14 protein-coding genes are annotated in these 17,377 nt (G+C 45.9%); 5 read left to right on the forward strand and 9 right to left on the reverse strand.

The annotated features are described in order from the left end of the window. Window positions 1-8: 8 nt before the first annotated feature. A complete protein-coding gene (locus tag BLR32_RS33095) occupies window positions 9-2,021 on the reverse strand; it encodes an LTA synthase family protein (RefSeq protein ID WP_176842520.1) in 2,013 nt (670 codons plus the stop codon). Between the two features lie 225 nt (window positions 2,022-2,246). Between BLR32_RS33095 and glmM the strand changes: the two genes are divergently transcribed. Further along, window positions 2,247-3,629, forward strand: coding sequence for a phosphoglucosamine mutase (gene glmM / locus BLR32_RS33100; RefSeq protein ID WP_089838970.1), 1,383 nt, complete (start codon window positions 2,247-2,249; stop codon window positions 3,627-3,629). Between the two features lie 137 nt (window positions 3,630-3,766). Continuing rightward, window positions 3,767-4,894, forward strand: coding sequence for a cysteine desulfurase family protein (locus BLR32_RS33105; protein ID WP_089838972.1), 1,128 nt, complete (start codon window positions 3,767-3,769; stop codon window positions 4,892-4,894). Between the two features lie 93 nt (window positions 4,895-4,987). Here BLR32_RS33105 and BLR32_RS33110 read toward each other — a convergent pair whose 3' ends face one another. The 4 genes from BLR32_RS33110 to BLR32_RS33125 form a co-directional block, all read right to left on the reverse strand. Beyond that, window positions 4,988-5,698: a LytR/AlgR family response regulator transcription factor gene (locus tag BLR32_RS33110; RefSeq protein ID WP_089838894.1), complete on the reverse strand. Its 711-nt coding sequence runs from the start codon at window positions 5,696-5,698 to the stop codon at window positions 4,988-4,990. Next, on the reverse strand, window positions 5,673-6,926 hold the full coding sequence (locus BLR32_RS33115; RefSeq protein WP_089838896.1) for a sensor histidine kinase: 1,254 nt from the start codon (window positions 6,924-6,926) through the stop codon (window positions 5,673-5,675). Before BLR32_RS33115 ends, BLR32_RS33110 begins: the two co-directional genes overlap by 26 nt. Before the next feature lie 178 nt (window positions 6,927-7,104). After that, window positions 7,105-7,491, reverse strand: a complete 387-nt coding sequence (locus BLR32_RS33120; protein ID WP_176842521.1) for a DUF4907 domain-containing protein — start codon at window positions 7,489-7,491, stop codon at window positions 7,105-7,107. Further along, window positions 7,484-8,503, reverse strand: a complete 1,020-nt coding sequence (locus BLR32_RS33125) for a Kelch repeat-containing protein (RefSeq protein WP_089838900.1) — start codon at window positions 8,501-8,503, stop codon at window positions 7,484-7,486. Before BLR32_RS33125 ends, BLR32_RS33120 begins: the two co-directional genes overlap by 8 nt. Window positions 8,504-8,754: 251 nt before the next feature. Here BLR32_RS33125 and BLR32_RS33130 point away from each other — a divergent pair, with 251 nt between their 5' ends. Both BLR32_RS33130 and BLR32_RS33135 read left to right on the forward strand, forming a co-directional pair. After that, window positions 8,755-10,089, forward strand: coding sequence for a DUF4270 family protein (locus tag BLR32_RS33130; protein WP_089838902.1), 1,335 nt, complete (start codon window positions 8,755-8,757; stop codon window positions 10,087-10,089). 20 nt (window positions 10,090-10,109) lie between these two features. Then, the gene (locus tag BLR32_RS33135; protein WP_143011673.1) at window positions 10,110-11,342 is read left to right on the forward strand and encodes a BamG family beta-barrel-assembly machinery protein; all 1,233 of its coding nucleotides are present in this window, start codon (window positions 10,110-10,112) and stop codon (window positions 11,340-11,342) included. Between the two features lie 57 nt (window positions 11,343-11,399). Here the strand turns inward: BLR32_RS33135 and BLR32_RS33140 are convergent, their stop codons facing one another. Then, window positions 11,400-12,779: a GH1 family beta-glucosidase gene (locus tag BLR32_RS33140; protein ID WP_089838907.1), complete on the reverse strand. Its 1,380-nt coding sequence runs from the start codon at window positions 12,777-12,779 to the stop codon at window positions 11,400-11,402. 102 nt (window positions 12,780-12,881) lie between these two features. On the opposite strand from BLR32_RS33140, the gene BLR32_RS33145 reads away from it, so the two are divergent. After that, on the forward strand, window positions 12,882-13,934 hold the full coding sequence (locus BLR32_RS33145) for a formylglycine-generating enzyme family protein (protein WP_089838909.1): 1,053 nt from the start codon (window positions 12,882-12,884) through the stop codon (window positions 13,932-13,934). 81 nt (window positions 13,935-14,015) lie between these two features. On the opposite strand, the gene BLR32_RS33150 is transcribed toward BLR32_RS33145, so the two are convergent. The 3 genes from BLR32_RS33150 to BLR32_RS33160 form a co-directional block, all read right to left on the reverse strand. Further along, window positions 14,016-15,644, reverse strand: a complete 1,629-nt coding sequence (locus tag BLR32_RS33150) for a M56 family metallopeptidase (RefSeq protein WP_089838912.1) — start codon at window positions 15,642-15,644, stop codon at window positions 14,016-14,018. Window positions 15,645-15,649: 5 nt separating this feature from the next. Beyond that, window positions 15,650-16,006: a BlaI/MecI/CopY family transcriptional regulator gene (locus BLR32_RS33155; RefSeq protein WP_089838974.1), complete on the reverse strand. Its 357-nt coding sequence runs from the start codon at window positions 16,004-16,006 to the stop codon at window positions 15,650-15,652. A 176-nt stretch (window positions 16,007-16,182) separates the two neighbouring features. Further along, entirely contained in the window at window positions 16,183-17,355 is a 1,173-nt protein-coding gene (locus tag BLR32_RS33160; protein WP_089838914.1) for a TlpA disulfide reductase family protein, read from the reverse strand. Window positions 17,356-17,377 lie beyond the last annotated feature (22 nt).

Consider the following 17,377-nt stretch of genomic DNA (forward strand, 5'->3'; position numbering starts at 1 on the left):
CCAAAGCTCTATTTTTTATTATTAAACATCAAATATCGGGTGCTTTCGTAAAATGCCCGCGTTAAATTATCTAATGCTTTCGCTGTATCCGGATATTGCGCGCTTACATTTTTCAGCGGATCCCCCTGCATATCGTACAGGTAAGCCGCGTCGGTCTTCGTATTGATCTCATACATATAACGCTCCCCAATCATGGAGATATAGCCCTGGAGGTTCTTGGCATAGCTGGCGAAAGCATACCTGCTGGTCCGTGTGGAATCCAGCATATCCTGTCCCAGCGTATAGTTTTTAGCCGGTATGCCTACCAGTTTGGCCATTGTCGGGTAAATATCCACCAGGCTGACCGCATAATTGATCACCTGGGGCTTAATCAGGGCCGGGGCATAAATAAAGCAGGTGGCATGCACTGATCCGCTGACCAGCTCATACTCCGGGGTAGGCATAAAATGATAAGGATTCAGGGTACAGTTATGGTCCCCAAACATGATAAAGATGGTATTATCCAGGTACCCTCCCTTTTTCGCCAGATCAATCAGGTGCGCTACGTTATAATCCTCATAACGGATAGCATTAAACTGATCCATAGACACAAATCCCGATTTCTTAAACTGCTCTTTATCAATATCTTTCTCTGTCAATTTCTTAAAATCACCGGCTCCGTTTGTAGTCGTATAGGGAGGATGATTGTCTGCCAGCTGCAGGAAAGCCACAAAAGGCTGTTGCCTTTTAGCTGCATCCCTGAATATTTCGTCAGACTCGGTAATCAGGTCGTAGTCAGATACGCCCCATACGTCCGCTTTAGGCGCCTTGTAATAACCTTCTTCATAGATCTTAATGCCGTCCACATTATTCGTAAATACCGCCCTGATATTGGCCCAGTTAGTATTTCCTCCCAGCATGTAATATTTCTCGTATCCCTTGAACTGGTCGAGTACCACCCGCTGATCAATCATCTTCGGATGCCGGGAAGCTGTTTTGGTCAGACTGACGTCGGGCAATCCCACGGTCACACCGTACACCGTTCTGGCGGTACTGACAGCAGGCACGTAGAAGTTGCGGAAAAGGATCCCGCTGTCGGCCAGCCTTTTCATATTAGGCGTAGGCTGCATCGGGTTGTTGTACATACTGGTGATAGCCGCTCCGGTCGATTCCAGCATCACCAGTACCACGTTCATTTTCTTCCTGTCGGAACCGGGAATATCCCGTACGAAGTTCAGTTTCTCCGCATCTGGTTGCTGTACACCCAGGTACTGCGCTATTACGGGATAAAGCGCCCTCGTCTTTTTTATATCGTAGGTATCCGTTTTGCCAGACATGTTGGAAACATAATACAGCACGGGATTCAGGGCAAGACTAGTCACCCCGTTATCCCTGGTGAACATGGCCTGGCTCCAGCGCAAGGGAAAGTAGGCGATACTCGCATAAATACCGGCGGCAAAGAGGATCACCATGGAGAACAACCAACCGCTGTATTTCCAGTTACTGAGCTTCACAGCAGGTTCCTTTGCCAGTCGCCCATAAGTACGGATGAACTGGTAAGTGATCAGGAACAGGAACAGACCGATCCCCACCAATGTACGCACCACCGGGTAGCTCTGCCATAACATCCTGGCATTGTCTGCCCGTTCTCCTGAAGCCAGAAAGCGGGTAATGGTAGGATCCATGCGTAAGCCCAGGTAAGCATAATGACCCAGGTCGAACACATACGCAAATGTCAGTACCAGGTACACCAGGAAGAGATACACAAAAACCGGCTTTCTGATGGCCGGTTTTGTAAAGAAGTTATTTCTGAAAATAAAAGCAAGCAGCAATAAGGGAACGGACAGGATCAGGGCAAGACGCATATCGAAACGCAGGCCCAGTGTCCATGCCTTCAGGATAGCCCCGCTGTCTGTAACGGTGGTCTTAAAGAAAAACAGAAAGAAAACCAGACGAAAAACGACCATGAAGAGATATAGGAATAAGGCCTGGATAATCACATATCGAATATACCGGGGTATACTCTTCCATAAATATTTCATGTAAACGTAGCTGTTGATTAATTTGACATGCAAAAGTATGCTAAACTGTGGCATTAATGAAAAACGGGGCAAAGTTTCCTAACCCCTATATAAATAGCCCACATTAAAACTATAACGCATCTGTATAAATTAATATTTAAATAGAAAGGAGCCCTACATATTTAATTCATTTGTCTATTGCTGATTGTAATTTTATATTTGCCCTTCCTTTAAAAATTGAAATTCGTGGCACTGATCAAATCGATTTCTGGCATTCGCGGAACTATCGGGGGCAAACCAGGAGAAGGGCTATCTCCTCTCGATGTTGTAAAGTTCACAGCTGCATTCGGCACATGGCTCATTAAACAATCCGATAATAAAAAAGTAGTAATAGGGCGGGACGGTCGCATTTCAGGTGAAATGGTGAAACAGCTCGTAGTTGCTACCCTGAACGGATTGGGCCTGGATGTTGTGGATCTTGACCTTTCTACCACTCCTACGGTTGAAGTGGCTGTAAAGGCAGAACAGGCAGCTGGTGGTATCATTCTCACAGCGAGCCACAACCCCAGAGAATGGAACGCTCTGAAACTGCTGAACAGTGAAGGCGAATTTATATCTGGCGAAGACGGAGCCATAGTACTCGATCTCGCCGCACGCGAAGATTTCTCTTTTGCTGATGTCAGCAAACTGGGCACCTACCAGAAAGACGACAGCTACCTGCAGAAACACATTGACATGGTGGTAAACTATCCGCTGGTAGATGTTGCCGCTATTAAAGCCCGCAACTTCAAGGTAGTGGTAGACGCTGTCAACTCTACAGGCGCTATCTTCATTCCCGCCCTGCTGAAAGCACTAGGAGTAGAAGAAGTAACTGTGCTGTTCGATGAAGTAAATGGCCGTTTCAGCCACAATCCCGAGCCTTTACCAGAAAACCTTACTGCGTTAAGCAATGAAGTAAATAAGTCCAGCGCTGACCTTGGTATTGCCGTAGATCCTGATGTAGACCGCCTCTGCTTCGTATGTGAAGATGGCAGTATGTTCGGTGAAGAATATACCCTGGTAGCAGTAGCTGATTATATATTGAAAAGCCGCAAAGGGAACACCGTTTCCAACCTTTCTTCCACACAGGCGCTGAAAGATGTGACCCTGAAAAACGGAGGTGAATACCATCCTTCCGCAGTAGGAGAAGTGAATGTGGTGCGCAAAATGAAGGAAGTGAATGCCGTGATAGGTGGTGAAGGTAATGGCGGTATCATTGTACCAGACCTGCACTATGGCCGCGATGCGCTGATCGGTATTGGTCTCTTCCTGAGCCATGTGGCACAGAGCAAAAAGAACCTCAAAGCCCTGCGCAACAGCTATCCTGACTACTTTATTTCCAAAAACAAGATAGAACTGGATAAGGGTGTGGATGTAGCCACCATCTTTGATAAGATCAAAGGTAAGTACAGGAATCAGCCTATTAACGTAGAAGACGGTCTGAAAATAGAGTTCGACAGGGATTGGGTACACTTACGCACTTCCAATACAGAGCCTATTATCCGTATTTACGCGGAAAGCCAGAATGAGACGACGGCAGATAACATCGCCAAACGCATCATGCAGGACATCCGTGAGTTTATGCACTAATCTTCAATAACTTAGAATATTTTAACCGGCGGATGCATGTATTTGTATCCGCCGGTTGCTTTTTGTATTGTATTTTCTAAAAAAATCAGACATTTGTGTCCGCCAACGGCATTTTTTTATCAAAAACCACCACCACCTTGAAACGAATTTATTTTGATAATGCAGCCACCACGGCGCTGGATAAAGACGTGCTGGATGTGATGCTGCCTTACCTGACAGAAAAGTTTGGAAATCCTTCTTCCATCTATTCGTATGGCCGTGAAACAAGGCTGGCCATCGAAAACGCACGTAAATCCGTTGCAAAGATCCTGAACGCACATCCGGGAGAGATCTTTTTTACCTCAGGCGGTACTGAAAGTACCAATACCGCGGTAAACGCAGCTATCCACAACCTGGGTTGCAGGCATATCATTTCTTCTGAAATTGAGCACCATGCTACCCTCCACTCCGTGGAGCATGCCCATTCAAAAGACAAGATCAGGCTGAGTAATGTAAGGCTGCAGCCCGATGGTCATGTGGATATGGCGCACCTGCGTGAGCTGCTGGCCAATTCTCCTGAACGCTGCCTGGTAAGCCTGATGCATGCCAACAACGAAATCGGCAACCTGCTGGATCTTCACGCAGTGGGTAACCTCTGCAAGGAATTTGACGCTATCTTCCATTCTGACACTGTACAGACAGTAGGACATTACGCTTTTGACCTGCGTAATACGCCTGTGCATTTCATCAATGGCTCTGGTCACAAGTTCCATGGCCCTAAAGGTGTAGGTATTCTTTACATCAATGAAAATGTAAAGATCACGCCGTTCATTCATGGCGGTGCACAGGAACGTAATATGCGTGCCGGTACTGAGAATGTATATGGTATTGTTGGTTTCGCCAAAGCGCTGGAACTGGCTACTGAGCACATGGAAGAACACAGTAAGTACATCAATGATCTGCGCATGTATATGATGGATCAGCTGAAACAACATATACCCGGTGTGAGCCATAATGGCGATCTCTATGGTCGCAGTCTGTACACAGTATTGAATGTGTCTTTCCCTAAAACGGAGAAGAGTGAAATGCTCCTTTTCAACCTGGACATCAACGGTATCTGTGCATCCGGCGGCAGTGCCTGTACTTCCGGCGCTGATGCAGGCTCTCACGTTATCCGCGCCATCAACAGTGATCCCAACAGGATCGCCGTACGCTTCTCTTTCGCTAAAGACAATACGAAAGAAGAAATAGATGAAGTGATCACAAGACTGAAAGAGATTGTCTAAACAATCATACTCCAATAGTTAATAAAAAGAAAACGGTAAAAAGCAGATGGCTCTTTACCGTTTCTTTTTTATGCTATTGATATTGCAGACTGATTAACTGTTCCGGTTGATCACATCATAGAACTTCTCCCTATAGCCATCACTGATAGGAATAGACTGGTTGGCGATCATCACGGTATTTTTCTCTACAGAATTGATCTTATTCAGCGACACAACATAAGAGCGATGCACCCTGATGAATTTATCTGCAGGTAAACGTGTTTCAAATGATTTGAGACTGCGCAGTGTAAGTACTGGCTGAAATGGTGTATAAATTTTCGTATAATCTTTCAGTGCTTCGATGAATAAAATATCTTCCAGGTTGATCTTAATGATCTTGTATTCTGTCTTGATAAAGATGTAGTCATTAACATGCCCGTTGTTGCTGTCCCCGTTCTTCTGCTGAGACATACTTCTCAGTTCCAGGGCCTTGGTAGCGGCTCTGAGAAAACGCTCAAAGGGCACGGGTTTCAACAGGTAATCCACCACTTCAAGATCGAATCCTTCCAGCGCATACTCTCCATATGCAGTGGTAAAGATCACCATCGGCGGATACTTCAGGGATTTCATCAACTGAATACCGGTAATATCCGGCATCTTAATATCGAGGAACAGCAGATCCACCCGCTCTTCCTGTAAAAAACGTAGCGCCTCCGTTGCATTCTCAAATGTGCCGACCAGCTGCAGGAAAGGAACTTTCCTGGCGAAGTCAGTAATTATTTCCAATGCCAGTGGTTCATCATCCACCGCTATGCACCTGATCATTTTTCAACACGATTTTTAAATCAACAATAAATTGGTTTTCTGATTCTGTGATTTCCAGATCATGGTCTCCGGTATACAATAGTTCCAACCGTTTACGCACATTCTGCAGGCCTATTCCCCCTTTCTCGGCCACACGCTTTCTGAAGCGACTGTTTTCTACTACCAGCCTCACCTGGTTTCTTTCGATAGCCAGGGCAATGGCAATGAAAGACGGTTCGGCATAACTGATCCCATGTTTAAAGGCATTCTCAACAAATGGCACCAGCAACATGGGCTCTATTTTCAATCCTACCGGATTTCCCTGCACCGCATAATCCACTACTATATCGTCCGGTAATCTCAAACGTTGAATATCAATATAATCCTCCAGGTATTGCAGCTCCTGTTGCAGCTGCACTTTGTCTTCGTTAGAGTCATAAATCATGTACCGCATGATCGTAGACAGCTTGACGATGGCGTGTTCTGTCTGCGCGGAATGTTTATGCGCCAGGGAATAGATAGTGTTTAGACAGTTGAAAAGGAAGTGAGGATTAATCTGAGACTTTAAAAATTTTAATTCTGCGTTCAGATTCTCCACTTTCAGCGCCTCCCTTTGCTGTTCACTCTTAAACCATTCCTGTGCGATCTTGATAAAGCCGCTCATAAAAAGCATGAGCAATGCTGCAAAAACCGACTTCCGCAATATTTCCGGGAAAAGGATATAGTCGAGGAAAGACAGTTCACTTCGGGCATTGATAAATTCTCTTTTCCTGATCGAGTCATTCAGCGTAGCACCTGCATATACCGGAGTTATCCGTTCCTGGTATCTCGCCTTTGCATGCAGCCGGCCCTCCAGTAAATGGTACCGCATAAAGGGAGGTGGCGGAGCAAAACCCGCATCCCTATCCCTGTCTGGCGCTATCACCGTTTCCTGCGAGGCGAACGTTTTCCAGAAAACATACTCTGTAACTGCCTGTTGCATAATGATGAAGACCAGGGTCAATACAACAAAAGACAGATAGTAGACTATTTTCTTTAATGTGAAAAACCGGGGGATCAGTACATAAAAATTGAGATAAAACAATCCTATGAGGAAGAGGTTATCAACTATTTCCCGGGCGAAGAACCAGGGATGCTGGATCTTGATCCGGTAGATAAAAAAAGGAAAAAACAGGAAACAGGTCCAAACCACAATATGTAGTCCTATATTGAATAACCGGTTCCTATAGAGTTGTTTTAAATTTATCATGTAGCCCAAAAGCGCGATAAACTTACACTCAATTCCCGTAAAGAGGCTGTTAAAATTTGTTAAGCGTAGTAAAAGGAATGTTAAAATTTCCGGGGAACAAAAAGTCTCTATGGCCAAATACAGTACTATGGCCAATATTAATATAAGTTACAATATATCTACCGGGGAGCTTTTAGTGCTACTCTACACCGGCTATTTTCATGTCAAGTAGTTCCTGCCTGGTTAGGTCCGGTAGTCCTCCGGGATTTTTCCTAAGCTTGGCGGCTAGGAGTTCACCCACTTTCCTGGCATCGGCCTCTGTTTTAAAAGGCGTTCTGCCCATAATCACGGGTATGAAAGGTTGTTCAATGTAATTGTGAGACCCTTTATTGATCTTGAAGCCCCATCCTCCCCCTTCGGGTTGAAACGTAACTACCGCAATGCTGTCGTGCATTGCGGTAGCTGGCGCCTCTTCAATATGTTCAGTTCTTTCTGTTTGTTTTGACGGCTGCTGACAGGCTGTAAAGAACAGCGTGGCTGCCAGTACCGGCATACTCACAATAAGAATAGACTTGTAATTAGTCATTAGTATCATTTTCCTGATCTGGGAAGAATTCGAACAGATCATCCAGGTAAGTGCTGGAAGAATAACCAGTACCTACGAAACCTTTTCCTTTAACAGTAAAGCCTACTGCTGAAGTACGGCTTGCACCATCGAAAGCAGTCTTTTCAGTCCAACGGTCGTTGATTGGATCATACTCCCAGGTAGTAGCGCTTGAACCGGTAGTCAGATAACCTTTGTTATTGATCACAAATGCCACAGCACCATAACGGGCGATGGAAGAATAGTCATCATCGAAAGAATCATCTGTAGCGTTTTCGATCTTAGCTTTCTCATTCCACTGGTCGTGGTCAGCATCATATGAATACATACGGGTAGGAGTTGTACCTGCACCGGAACCGGTTACCACGTATGCGCTATCGCCAATCACGAAAGCAACAGCCTGTCTTCTTTTATCTTTCAGAGAGTTAGCTGGTGACCAGGTGTTGCTGGAAGGGTTATATTTATAGAAATCGCTCATGTTGTTACCGCCATCATAGCCGGTACCTACATAACCCATACCTTTTAAACCGAAACCTACTGCGTAGTAGCGGCCAGTGCCAGGAAAATCAGCTCTGCTCTCCCAGCTGTTGGTAGCAGGATCGTATGCCCAGGTGTCTTTCAGTGTTTTCAGGTCGGAATCGCTACCGGTTGTTACATAACCTTTACCAGCTGCGGCGAAAGCTGCGGCACCGGTACGGGAAAGATCTCTGGTAGGATCATTTTTATCCGCCATAGTCGCTATTATGGTCCAGTTATCCTTTACCGGATCATATTTATAAAAAGAACTTAACCAGGTACCACCATCAACACCACTGGTGCCAGTTCCTACATACGCTGTATCACCGATCACAAAGCTCACTGCTTCCCTTCTGGCGTCTCCCTGGTAATCTGCCCTTCTTACCCAGTTACCCAGCTTAGTCGTGTCGTCGCTTGATGAACAGGAGGCCAATGTAAGTACTGCCAGTCCCAGAAAACATACTTTTAAATAGCGCATAAGTTATTTTTACTTTTTTAATAGCTGCCAAAATTATCCGCACTTATTTAAGCTCAATCACGAAATAGATGTTTGGGGACTTTTGACAGACAAATCAGGTCTTTTTATCTGCCAACTGGTTTTTTACCATGTACAGCACCTTGCTACCCCAGCAGTAGCACAAAGAGTGCCGAAGGTTATTCGTCGATAAAAAGAGCCTGTTCGCATATTAAATCAGCGTGAAGTTGGGTTCCTGTCTAAAATTGCGCTCCATGAATAAAAGTATCCGCGCCAAAGTGGCCTGTAAATACCTGGTTTGTGCATTATTGATCACTGGCGCCGCCGCCTGTGATAAGGAGGGTTTTGTATATGATAATATCACAGATGAGAATGGTACGGAATTTCTGGTAACAGATACCATTACCATGAGCATGAGCACGGCGTACCTGGATTCTGTTCCTACATCAAATCTTGGCGTAGCCCTCTGTGGTACTGCCGACGATCCGTTCTTCGGAAAAATTTCAACTACTTCATACTGGCAACTAAAAGCCTTTAGCGGTACTGCTGTTCCTGACAGGGCTATTTTTGACTCCCTTATATTATTGGTGCATCCTAAAACAGACTTTTATGGTGATACTACCCTGACCCAGCACCTGGAAGTATACCGTGTGCAGGAGGAGATCAAAAGGCTCGGAAACAGCACTTTCATGTATAGTCGTGCCTCATTCGCCACAGATCCTACCCCACTGGGTAGCAGGCAAATGAAGATACGTCCTCACCGTGACTCCGTATTTAAAATAAGACTGGATGACGTATTGGGAAAAGAGTTCTTTGCGCTCTGCGATAAAAACTCGCAAACCATTACCAATCAGCTCCAGTTCAACAAATACTTTAAAGGCCTTGCACTGAAGCCAGGCGCCAACAGCCAGGTGATCAACTCTTTCAGGGCAGACGATTCCCTGAACCTGCGCCTTTTCTATCACACTACTCCGGGTGAGATTGTACAGGCATACATTGACTTCCCTGTTTATAATACATCTGTACAGTTCAATCATGTTGATGTGCAACGCCCTTCAGGCTCTCCGCTGGCCACATTGAGTCCGAGCAAGAAGTTGCTGCCTTCTACTGAAGCAGACAACAGGCTGTTTGTGCAACCGCTGACGAACATCATCGGTCGTATCGACTTCCCTTATCTGCACACGTTCAACCAGCTGAGCAAGTTTTCAAAGATTATGCGGGCTACGCTCACCGTAAGACCGGAAAAAGCGACCTACAAATATCCATACACTCTTCCTAACAGAATGGTACTTGGCGTTATCAAAGATGGCAATGTTATAGAGGATACACTTGTTTCACCGACCACTGGCGGCGTACAATATGGTAACCTCGTACTTGATCCTATCTATAATCAGACAACCGCCTATACTTACGATATTACCAATTATTGCATTGCACAATTAAACAGTACTGATAATTCGCGAAGAGGACTGGCATTGCTGCCTCCGAGATCGGCTGGTCTTGGTACATTTGACCGTGCCATCCTGGGCGACAACAGGAATACGAAAAGCAGGATTACAGTTCAGATTTATTACCTGCGGTATAAATAATGCAATCAAGAATTGACTACATGAAGCGATTACAATATACGACCGGCTTATGCGGCCTGATGCTTTTACTGGGCGCAAAGGCTATGGCACAACACGGTATCAATTCACTCTATTCTGCCTACGCCATCGGCGACCAGGAGGAGCATGATTACACCCGCAACTTTGGTCTCGGCAGTACCGGTATCGGCCGCCGTTCAGATTTCTATCTCAATGAACTGAACCCGGCCTCCTATTCCGCCATACCACGTCAGAATTTCATGTTTGACGTATCCCTGCGTGCACAGACCATTGGTTACAAAGATGCTGGTAGTCTGAACAGCCGGGCGGGTGATGTAAACATCAAACGACTGGCAATGGGTTTCAAGGTGAACAACAGATGGGGTATGAGCGCCGGCTTCGGACAGTTCAGCAACGTTGACTATAAACTGATCTCTACCACATTTATAGACACATCTCCCCAGACTACCACGACAGAAGGTACTGGTGGCGTTTATAAAGCGTATATCTCCAATGGGGTAAGACTGACAAAAAACTTCTCCATCGGTGTATCCACCAACTTCCTGTTCGGTCCCAACAACGTAACAGAGAACATTGGCGGAGATACTGTATCTACCAAGATCCAGCGTTACGCATTTAATACCAATTTCAATACCGGTATCCTGTATTCCGGTATGATAGGTAAGAACTGGATGCTGGGCCTCGGTGCTACATACCGTTTCAAAACAAAATTAAGCTACGAGAAAAAGCTGATCGTACAGAACGCGTCAGAAACCACGCTCTTCGAAGACGATCTGGCAAAGGAAAAATATACATTACCTGAGCAGTTTGGTGGTGGTATTTCACTCACCAACGGTAGCGTAACATGGGTAGCCGACATGCGCAAACAAATGTGGACCGACAGCCGCATCGTAAACGCCAAATACAGGCTTACCAATTCTGAGCGCTACTCTACCGGTCTCGAATATGCGTTCAAACGTAAGTATGGCACTCAACAGGCAGAAGGTATTGTAGTACAGGCAGGTTTCTCTTATTATAAATCATACCTGATCGTCAATAATAACCAGATCAAGGATGTGGCAGGTACCGCCGGCATCTCCATCCCGGCTAAATCCAATATGCTCCGTTATTATATAGGTGTTGAAGTAGGTCAGCGCGGTACTACCAGCGGCGGACTTATCAAAGAGACTTACGTGAACGGCGTGTTCCACTTCTCATTGAGAGATATCTGGTTCCTGCGCAGAACATACGATTGATCTGAGCTGACGGATAACGAAATAGTTAAAGCCCATAGCATATGCTATGGGCTTTTTTCATGTCTTTTTCCCGGATACCAGTTCCTTATGCAACAACTCCCGGAACCAATATCCTGACCTTTTTATCGTTCTGCGTTGTGTTTCAGGATCCACATGTACCAACCCGAAGCGGGCCCTGTATCCTTCAGCCCATTCAAAATTATCAGTAAGTGTCCATGCAAAATACCCTTCTACAGGTATGCCCTCCCGCTTCGCTTTTAATACGCCCAACAGGTATTCTTCAAAATAGCTGACACGCTCCTTATCATCTATTTTCCCTTCGTTCATAACATCCGTAAAGGAAGCCCCGCTTTCGGTTACTATCAGCTTCTTAACACCTTCGTAGGCAGCAAACTGCTTCAGGATGGCATATAATCCTTCACCACTGATCTCCCACCCCAGACCTGTTGTCGGTACGCGGCGGGCTTTAGGCTTGACTTCCGAAATACCTACTACCGGCATAAAAGCATTTCTGCGTATCACCAGCGGAAAGTAGTTCTGCACACCGATAAAATCAAAATCGAATGATAACTGATCCCAGTCACGCCAGAGGGCATACCGCCTTTCAATACGACGCAACAGGGGAAAATCATCCACCGGATATCCCATTCCAAGCACCGGCTCGAGGAACAGGCGGTTAAACAATGCGTCAGCCTTCTTTGCAGCCTGTATATCGGCCTCCTGCTGTGAATACGGGTAAATATAAGAGCAGGACAATGTAGTCCCTATATTGGCTCCTTTTACGGCTTCCCTGATCACCTTTGCTCCGGCAGCCTGTGCCAGTAATACATGATGAACAGCAGGCAGGAAATAGGACAAGCCGAATTTTCCGGGTGCATGTACTCCCAGCATATATCCCAGTGAAGTAAAACCAAATGGCTCATTCATCACCACCCAGTTCTTTACTTTGTCGCCATATGCCTGCATGCATATCCGCACATATTCCTCGAATGCAAAGATCACTCCACGGTGACACCAGCCTCCTTTCAATTCCAGGGCATGTGGCAGGTCCCAGTGATAAAGTGTAATGTAGGGTGTTATTCCCTCTTCCAGGCAGGCGTCTATTACACGATGATAAAAAGCGATACCTGCGGGATTAACGGCTCCTGTACCCTGCGGCAGTATACGTGGCCAGGAAATGGAAAAGCGGAATACATCAAATCCCAGTTGTTTCGCCAACCGGATATCCTCCCGGTAGCGGTTATAGAAGTCGTTGGCTATCTGTGCATGGGAGCCATCCTTGATCTTGCCTTTTTTGGCGGTAAATTCATCCCAGATAGACCTGCCCTTACCATCAACATCACAGGCTCCTTCATTCTGAAAAGCCGAAATGGCCACTCCCCACAAGAAGTGCTCTCCAAAATCCTGACGGCTGAAAGGCGCGGTAAATAGTTCCATAGCTAAAACAAGGATGCAGTTTACAATAGTTTATTTGTATAGCTGATTATTTAATTGTTAAGAGGCCTGAAATTTAACATACAAAATGACGATCTTAGGCAAATGTTTAGTAAATACACTACCGCATGGGCATTGATTACTAGCCTGTTGTTATACGCCTGCCAGGGCAACCGCCATCAGCAAGCCTCCGCGGACAGCACCACAGATCAAATCACGATAAGTGACACGCTGAACCATATGGTACTCGTTCCTGGTGGCACGTTTACAATGGGTGCTGACGATGCAGAAGCCCGCAAGGATGAACAGCCCCGTCATACAGTAACGGTGGACAGTTTCTGGATGGATGAACATGAAGTGACCAATGCAGAATTTACCGCCTTCGTAAAGGCGACAGGATATATTACTACAGCTGAGAAACCTATCAGTAAAGAAGAATTGATGCAGCAACTACCGCCGGGATCTCCTGAGCCGGATAGCAGTATGTTACAACCAGGATCCCTGGTATTCACCCCTCCCTCCCACGCCATACCGCTGGATGACGTATCTCAATGGTGGTCTTTTGTATTGGGCGCCAGCTGGCAGCATCCCGGCGGACCAAACACTAACATTGATGGCAAAGAACACCTGCCGGTAGTACACATCTCATGGGATGATGCACAGGCCTATGCAAAATGGGCAGGGAAACGCCTGCCTACGGAAGCGGAATGGGAATACGCCGCCCGCGGAGGTTTGAAAGATCAGCCTTATCCCTGGGGTTCAGAAGCGCTGACGGAAGGAAAGATCAAAGCCAATACCTGGAACGGGCATTTCCCCTACCAGAATACACAACGGGACGGTTATACCGGCCTCGCTCCGGTAAAAAGTTTTGCGCCCAATGGTTATGGTTTATACGATATGTCAGGCAATGTATGGGAATGGTGTGCCGACTGGTATGACAGCCGCTATTACCAGCAGGCAGATAATAATAACAATCCGAAAGGTCCTGCCAGCGGCTACGATCCTGACGATCCCACCATGCCTAAACATACGATCAGAGGCGGTTCCTTTATGTGTACGGATGAATATTGTTCCGGCTATAGGGTCACAGCAAGAATGAAAACATCACCGGAATCAGGACTGGAAAATCTTGGTTTCAGATGTGTGAAGAACAAATAAACGTTCGCACTGCTGTTAATAAAAAGGGGCCAACTTTGTGGTCAGCCCCCTTCTGGTTCTGTGCAGCAATAAAATTGTTGCTTACTTATTTTCAGATTTACTGTCAGCAGTGTCTACATCAACCTTCATGTCGGCATTTACTTTTGTAGCCGTATTTACTTTCGTATCAACTACAGCTTTAGTAGGCGCGTTGGTGTTTGTTGCTGTGGTGTTTACGTTGGCATTGACCTTAGTAATAGTGTTGGCGTGCGTGTTGGTATTGGTGTTTACCTTCACTACAGACTGTTGACCGCTGTGAGTTGATGTTGTCGTAGCAACGGTTGGTGCAGCACCAGTGGTTTTATAATCAAAACTGGTATTGACGGTTTTTACCTTTGTGTCACCATTATACCCTTTCGTATAAATAAATATCACCCCATTTTTACCATCTTCACCGTATTGTACGGCATGTTCCCCTTTAAAAACGGAAATTGATTCTATCTCTTCAGGTCTCAGATCTGCAGGTGCCTGATGGCCCATATTTACGCCGTCTACAAAATATAACGGGGGTGCAGTCATCTGGCTTCTCAAGGTAATTCCCTGTTTCGCAGGTTCAACAATATGCTCATCGGGAGCAGCTGGCACGCCAGGAACTGCCGGTACAGCAGGAACCGGAGGGGCCGCAGGGACAGCAGTACCTGCAGGAACTGCCGGTACAGGCGGAGGTGGTGGTGGCATTTTTTTCCCTTTTACAGGTGCCGGCGGAGGTGGTGGCGGAGGTGGAGGCACAGGTGCCACAGGCGCCACTGTTGGTTTTGTCGTGTCTTTAGAGAAAGTAATAGCAGCAATGTTTTTTGCTACTTTCTCAGTTCTGGCAATTGCTTTTGTAAAGTTCAGTGACAATACCGCAACCCCCATAATGGCGCCCAGCACGACATAACGCAGCAAATGATAGCGGGATGATCTCTTTTTATTCATCATCATGATCCTTTGTTTTAAATGTGAGAAATTGAAATTGTTTGCGATGGCCGTCGCATATGGGATCCCACTTACTTTTATCAGACTGTATTGATAAGCTTTTGCATCCATTCCCTGGCGCAATATGCTCCTGTCTGTGATGAACTCAAGGTTCTCACGGATGGCAATGCTCATCAACCAGGCGCCCGGATTGAACCAGTAGAAGATCTTGTTCAGCTCTCCCAGTAATACATCCAGTGTATGCCACTGACGCACGTGCACCTGTTCATGCCGGATGATGGAAGTAAATTCATCCGGACTATGCAGGGAAGGATTGATATAAATATTACGCATGAATGAAAAAGGATTCACACGCTTTTCTGTTATTCTCAGTCGCTGCGCTTCCGGCGACAATGTAGTTGTAGTATGCCGGTGCAGCTTCCACAGAGATAGCAGCTGTATCACTAAACGAATGCTCATCACTGCTACTCCTGCCCAGAAAATGTACTCCAGGAACACATTAATAAAGGGTACTGACTGACGTGTTTGTAAAGCCGCCAGATCCGGTATATATGTCTCTGCCACAGCATTCAGCGGTTGATGCTGTCGTATGAATAATGAAGGGTCTATCAATGGACAAATGGCCGCACAAACAATACCTCCCAGCAGGAAAAAGCGGTTAAGCGTATAAAAGGTGAGCCGCCTTAATCCAAAATAGTAGGCCAGGTAAAACAAAACAAGCGCCACATTGGCTTTGAGCAGGTAAATAAGCATAACGATCAGTTTTTCTCAATCATCTTGACGATTTCCTTTAGTTCTTCCGGAGTGATCTTTTTTTCCTTGGCGAAAAAAGTGACCAGGGCCTTGTAGGAATCTTCGAAATAATCCTTTACAAAACCATTCATAAACCTTTGCTTGTATTCATTTTCCGCTATCAGGGGAGTATACCTGTATACATTCCCCATCTTCTCACTGCTGAGATACCCTTTTTTCTCCAGGTTCTTAATAGTAGACGCCAGTGTTGTATACGGTGGCTGAGGAGCGGTATGCGCTTCTAAAAAGTCTTTCACAAACCCCGGCCCCGTTTTCCAAATGGCCAGCATTGCTATTTCCTCCTGCTGTGTCAGCTTTTCCATGTTCATTATGGTTTAAATACAATCGCCTACGATTGTTTCGTAAATCTACGAACTTTTCGTAAACTACCAAATAAAAAAAGGAAAACACCTGCTTTTCACAGATGTTTTCCTTCTCTATACTTGATTTGTACTTACTTTTAAAGCTCTATCCAGAGCGACAATATCCTCTCTCCTCCTTATTTTCCGGCAACTTCTACGCTGAAAACCTCTTCCAGTTTCTTCTCCAGTGCATCGCCGCGCAGGTTTTTGGCAATGATATTTCCCTTGGGATCTATCAACAGGTTCTGGGGAATAGCCCTGATGCCATATTTTTCTGCCACTTCATTTTTCCAGCCTTTCAGATCGGAAACCTGCGTCCACTGCAGATTGTCAGCCTGTATGGCTGCTACCCATTTTTCCCGTTTGTCATCCAGGGAGACAGAAAGTACGTCAAACCCTTTATCCCTGAACCGGCTGTAGGCTTTCAGCATATTCGGGTTTTCTGCCCGGCAGGGACCACACCAGCTGGCCCAGAAACCTATCAGCAGATATTTTCCTTTATAGGAAGCCAGGTTCACATTTTTCCCTTCAACATCCGGCTGCGCAAAATCTAAAGCAGGCTGCCCCACTGCGGTTTTCTTGGCAGCTTCCAGGCCTGCCGCAAACTCTTTTCCACCAGGCGTATTACGGATATATTTTCCCAGCTTGTTGAACATGGGTTCAATTTCAGCCAGGTTGATCTCATAATCGGCGTATTTATTCAATACATACAGCGCTATAGGTGAGTTGCAGTTATTCTTCAGAAAATCCCTCATAATCTGCTTCTGCAGCGCCGCCAGCTCGTCAAACTGGGGTTCCAGCTTTTTCATGCCATCCTCATCTTCCGCCATATACAACTGGCGGTACTGACGTTCCAGTTCCTCCAGACGCCCATCCACATCTTTCAATTGTCCGTTCAGACGGAGATAATCATCGTTTGCGACAGATCCTTCTACGGTAGCTTTACTGATAGAGTCTTCAGTGGTGATCTTAATATCTCCCTTGTCGAGGAACAAGGTAAGCACGTCGTTCATTTTTACTTCAGGTGTCTCCTGGTTGTCTTTCTGGACAGGCGGTTCCTGCACTTTGAGTAGCAGATTGGCAAGCGTCGCCTCTGCCAGCATGCCGGAAAAAGAGAATTTACCATCTTTTACCTCCGTGCTATCCAGTTTGTTATCACCACAACGCCTGATATTCAGATACACCTTTGCTGGTTTCTGTAAAGCTGTGACAGTTCCCTGTATCGTAAATGATTGTTCACCCTTCCATTTTTCCTGCGCCAACAGGACCATAGGCGCAAGAAGCGCCACGGCCATCATTACGGACTTCATTGATTTAGATTATTTAAGACTA

The organism is Chitinophaga filiformis, from assembly GCF_900102545.1.
Classification (GTDB): domain Bacteria; phylum Bacteroidota; class Bacteroidia; order Chitinophagales; family Chitinophagaceae; genus Chitinophaga; species Chitinophaga filiformis.

Excerpts from the sequence above, each read along its gene's own strand:
- BLR32_RS33160 (WP_089838914.1), bottom strand. The coding sequence starts at position 17,355 with ATGAAGTCCGTAATGATGGCCGTGGCGCTTCTTGCGCCTATGGTCCTG.
- BLR32_RS33150 (WP_089838912.1), bottom strand. The coding sequence starts at position 15,644 with ATGCTTATTTACCTGCTCAAAGCCAATGTGGCGCTTGTTTTGTTTTAC.
- BLR32_RS33125 (WP_089838900.1), bottom strand. The coding sequence starts at position 8,503 with ATGCGCTATTTAAAAGTATGTTTTCTGGGACTGGCAGTACTTACATTG.
- BLR32_RS33130 (WP_089838902.1), top strand. The coding sequence starts at position 8,755 with ATGAATAAAAGTATCCGCGCCAAAGTGGCCTGTAAATACCTGGTTTGT.
- BLR32_RS33135 (WP_143011673.1), top strand. The coding sequence starts at position 10,110 with ATGAAGCGATTACAATATACGACCGGCTTATGCGGCCTGATGCTTTTA.
- BLR32_RS33140 (WP_089838907.1), bottom strand. The coding sequence starts at position 12,779 with ATGGAACTATTTACCGCGCCTTTCAGCCGTCAGGATTTTGGAGAGCAC.
- BLR32_RS33145 (WP_089838909.1), top strand. The coding sequence starts at position 12,882 with ATGTTTAGTAAATACACTACCGCATGGGCATTGATTACTAGCCTGTTG.
- BLR32_RS33155 (WP_089838974.1), bottom strand. The coding sequence starts at position 16,006 with ATGGAAAAGCTGACACAGCAGGAGGAAATAGCAATGCTGGCCATTTGG.
- BLR32_RS33120 (WP_176842521.1), bottom strand. The coding sequence starts at position 7,491 with ATGACTAATTACAAGTCTATTCTTATTGTGAGTATGCCGGTACTGGCA.
- BLR32_RS33115 (WP_089838896.1), bottom strand. The coding sequence starts at position 6,926 with ATGATAAATTTAAAACAACTCTATAGGAACCGGTTATTCAATATAGGA.
- BLR32_RS33095 (WP_176842520.1), bottom strand. The coding sequence starts at position 2,021 with ATGAAATATTTATGGAAGAGTATACCCCGGTATATTCGATATGTGATT.
- BLR32_RS33110 (WP_089838894.1), bottom strand. The coding sequence starts at position 5,698 with ATGATCAGGTGCATAGCGGTGGATGATGAACCACTGGCATTGGAAATA.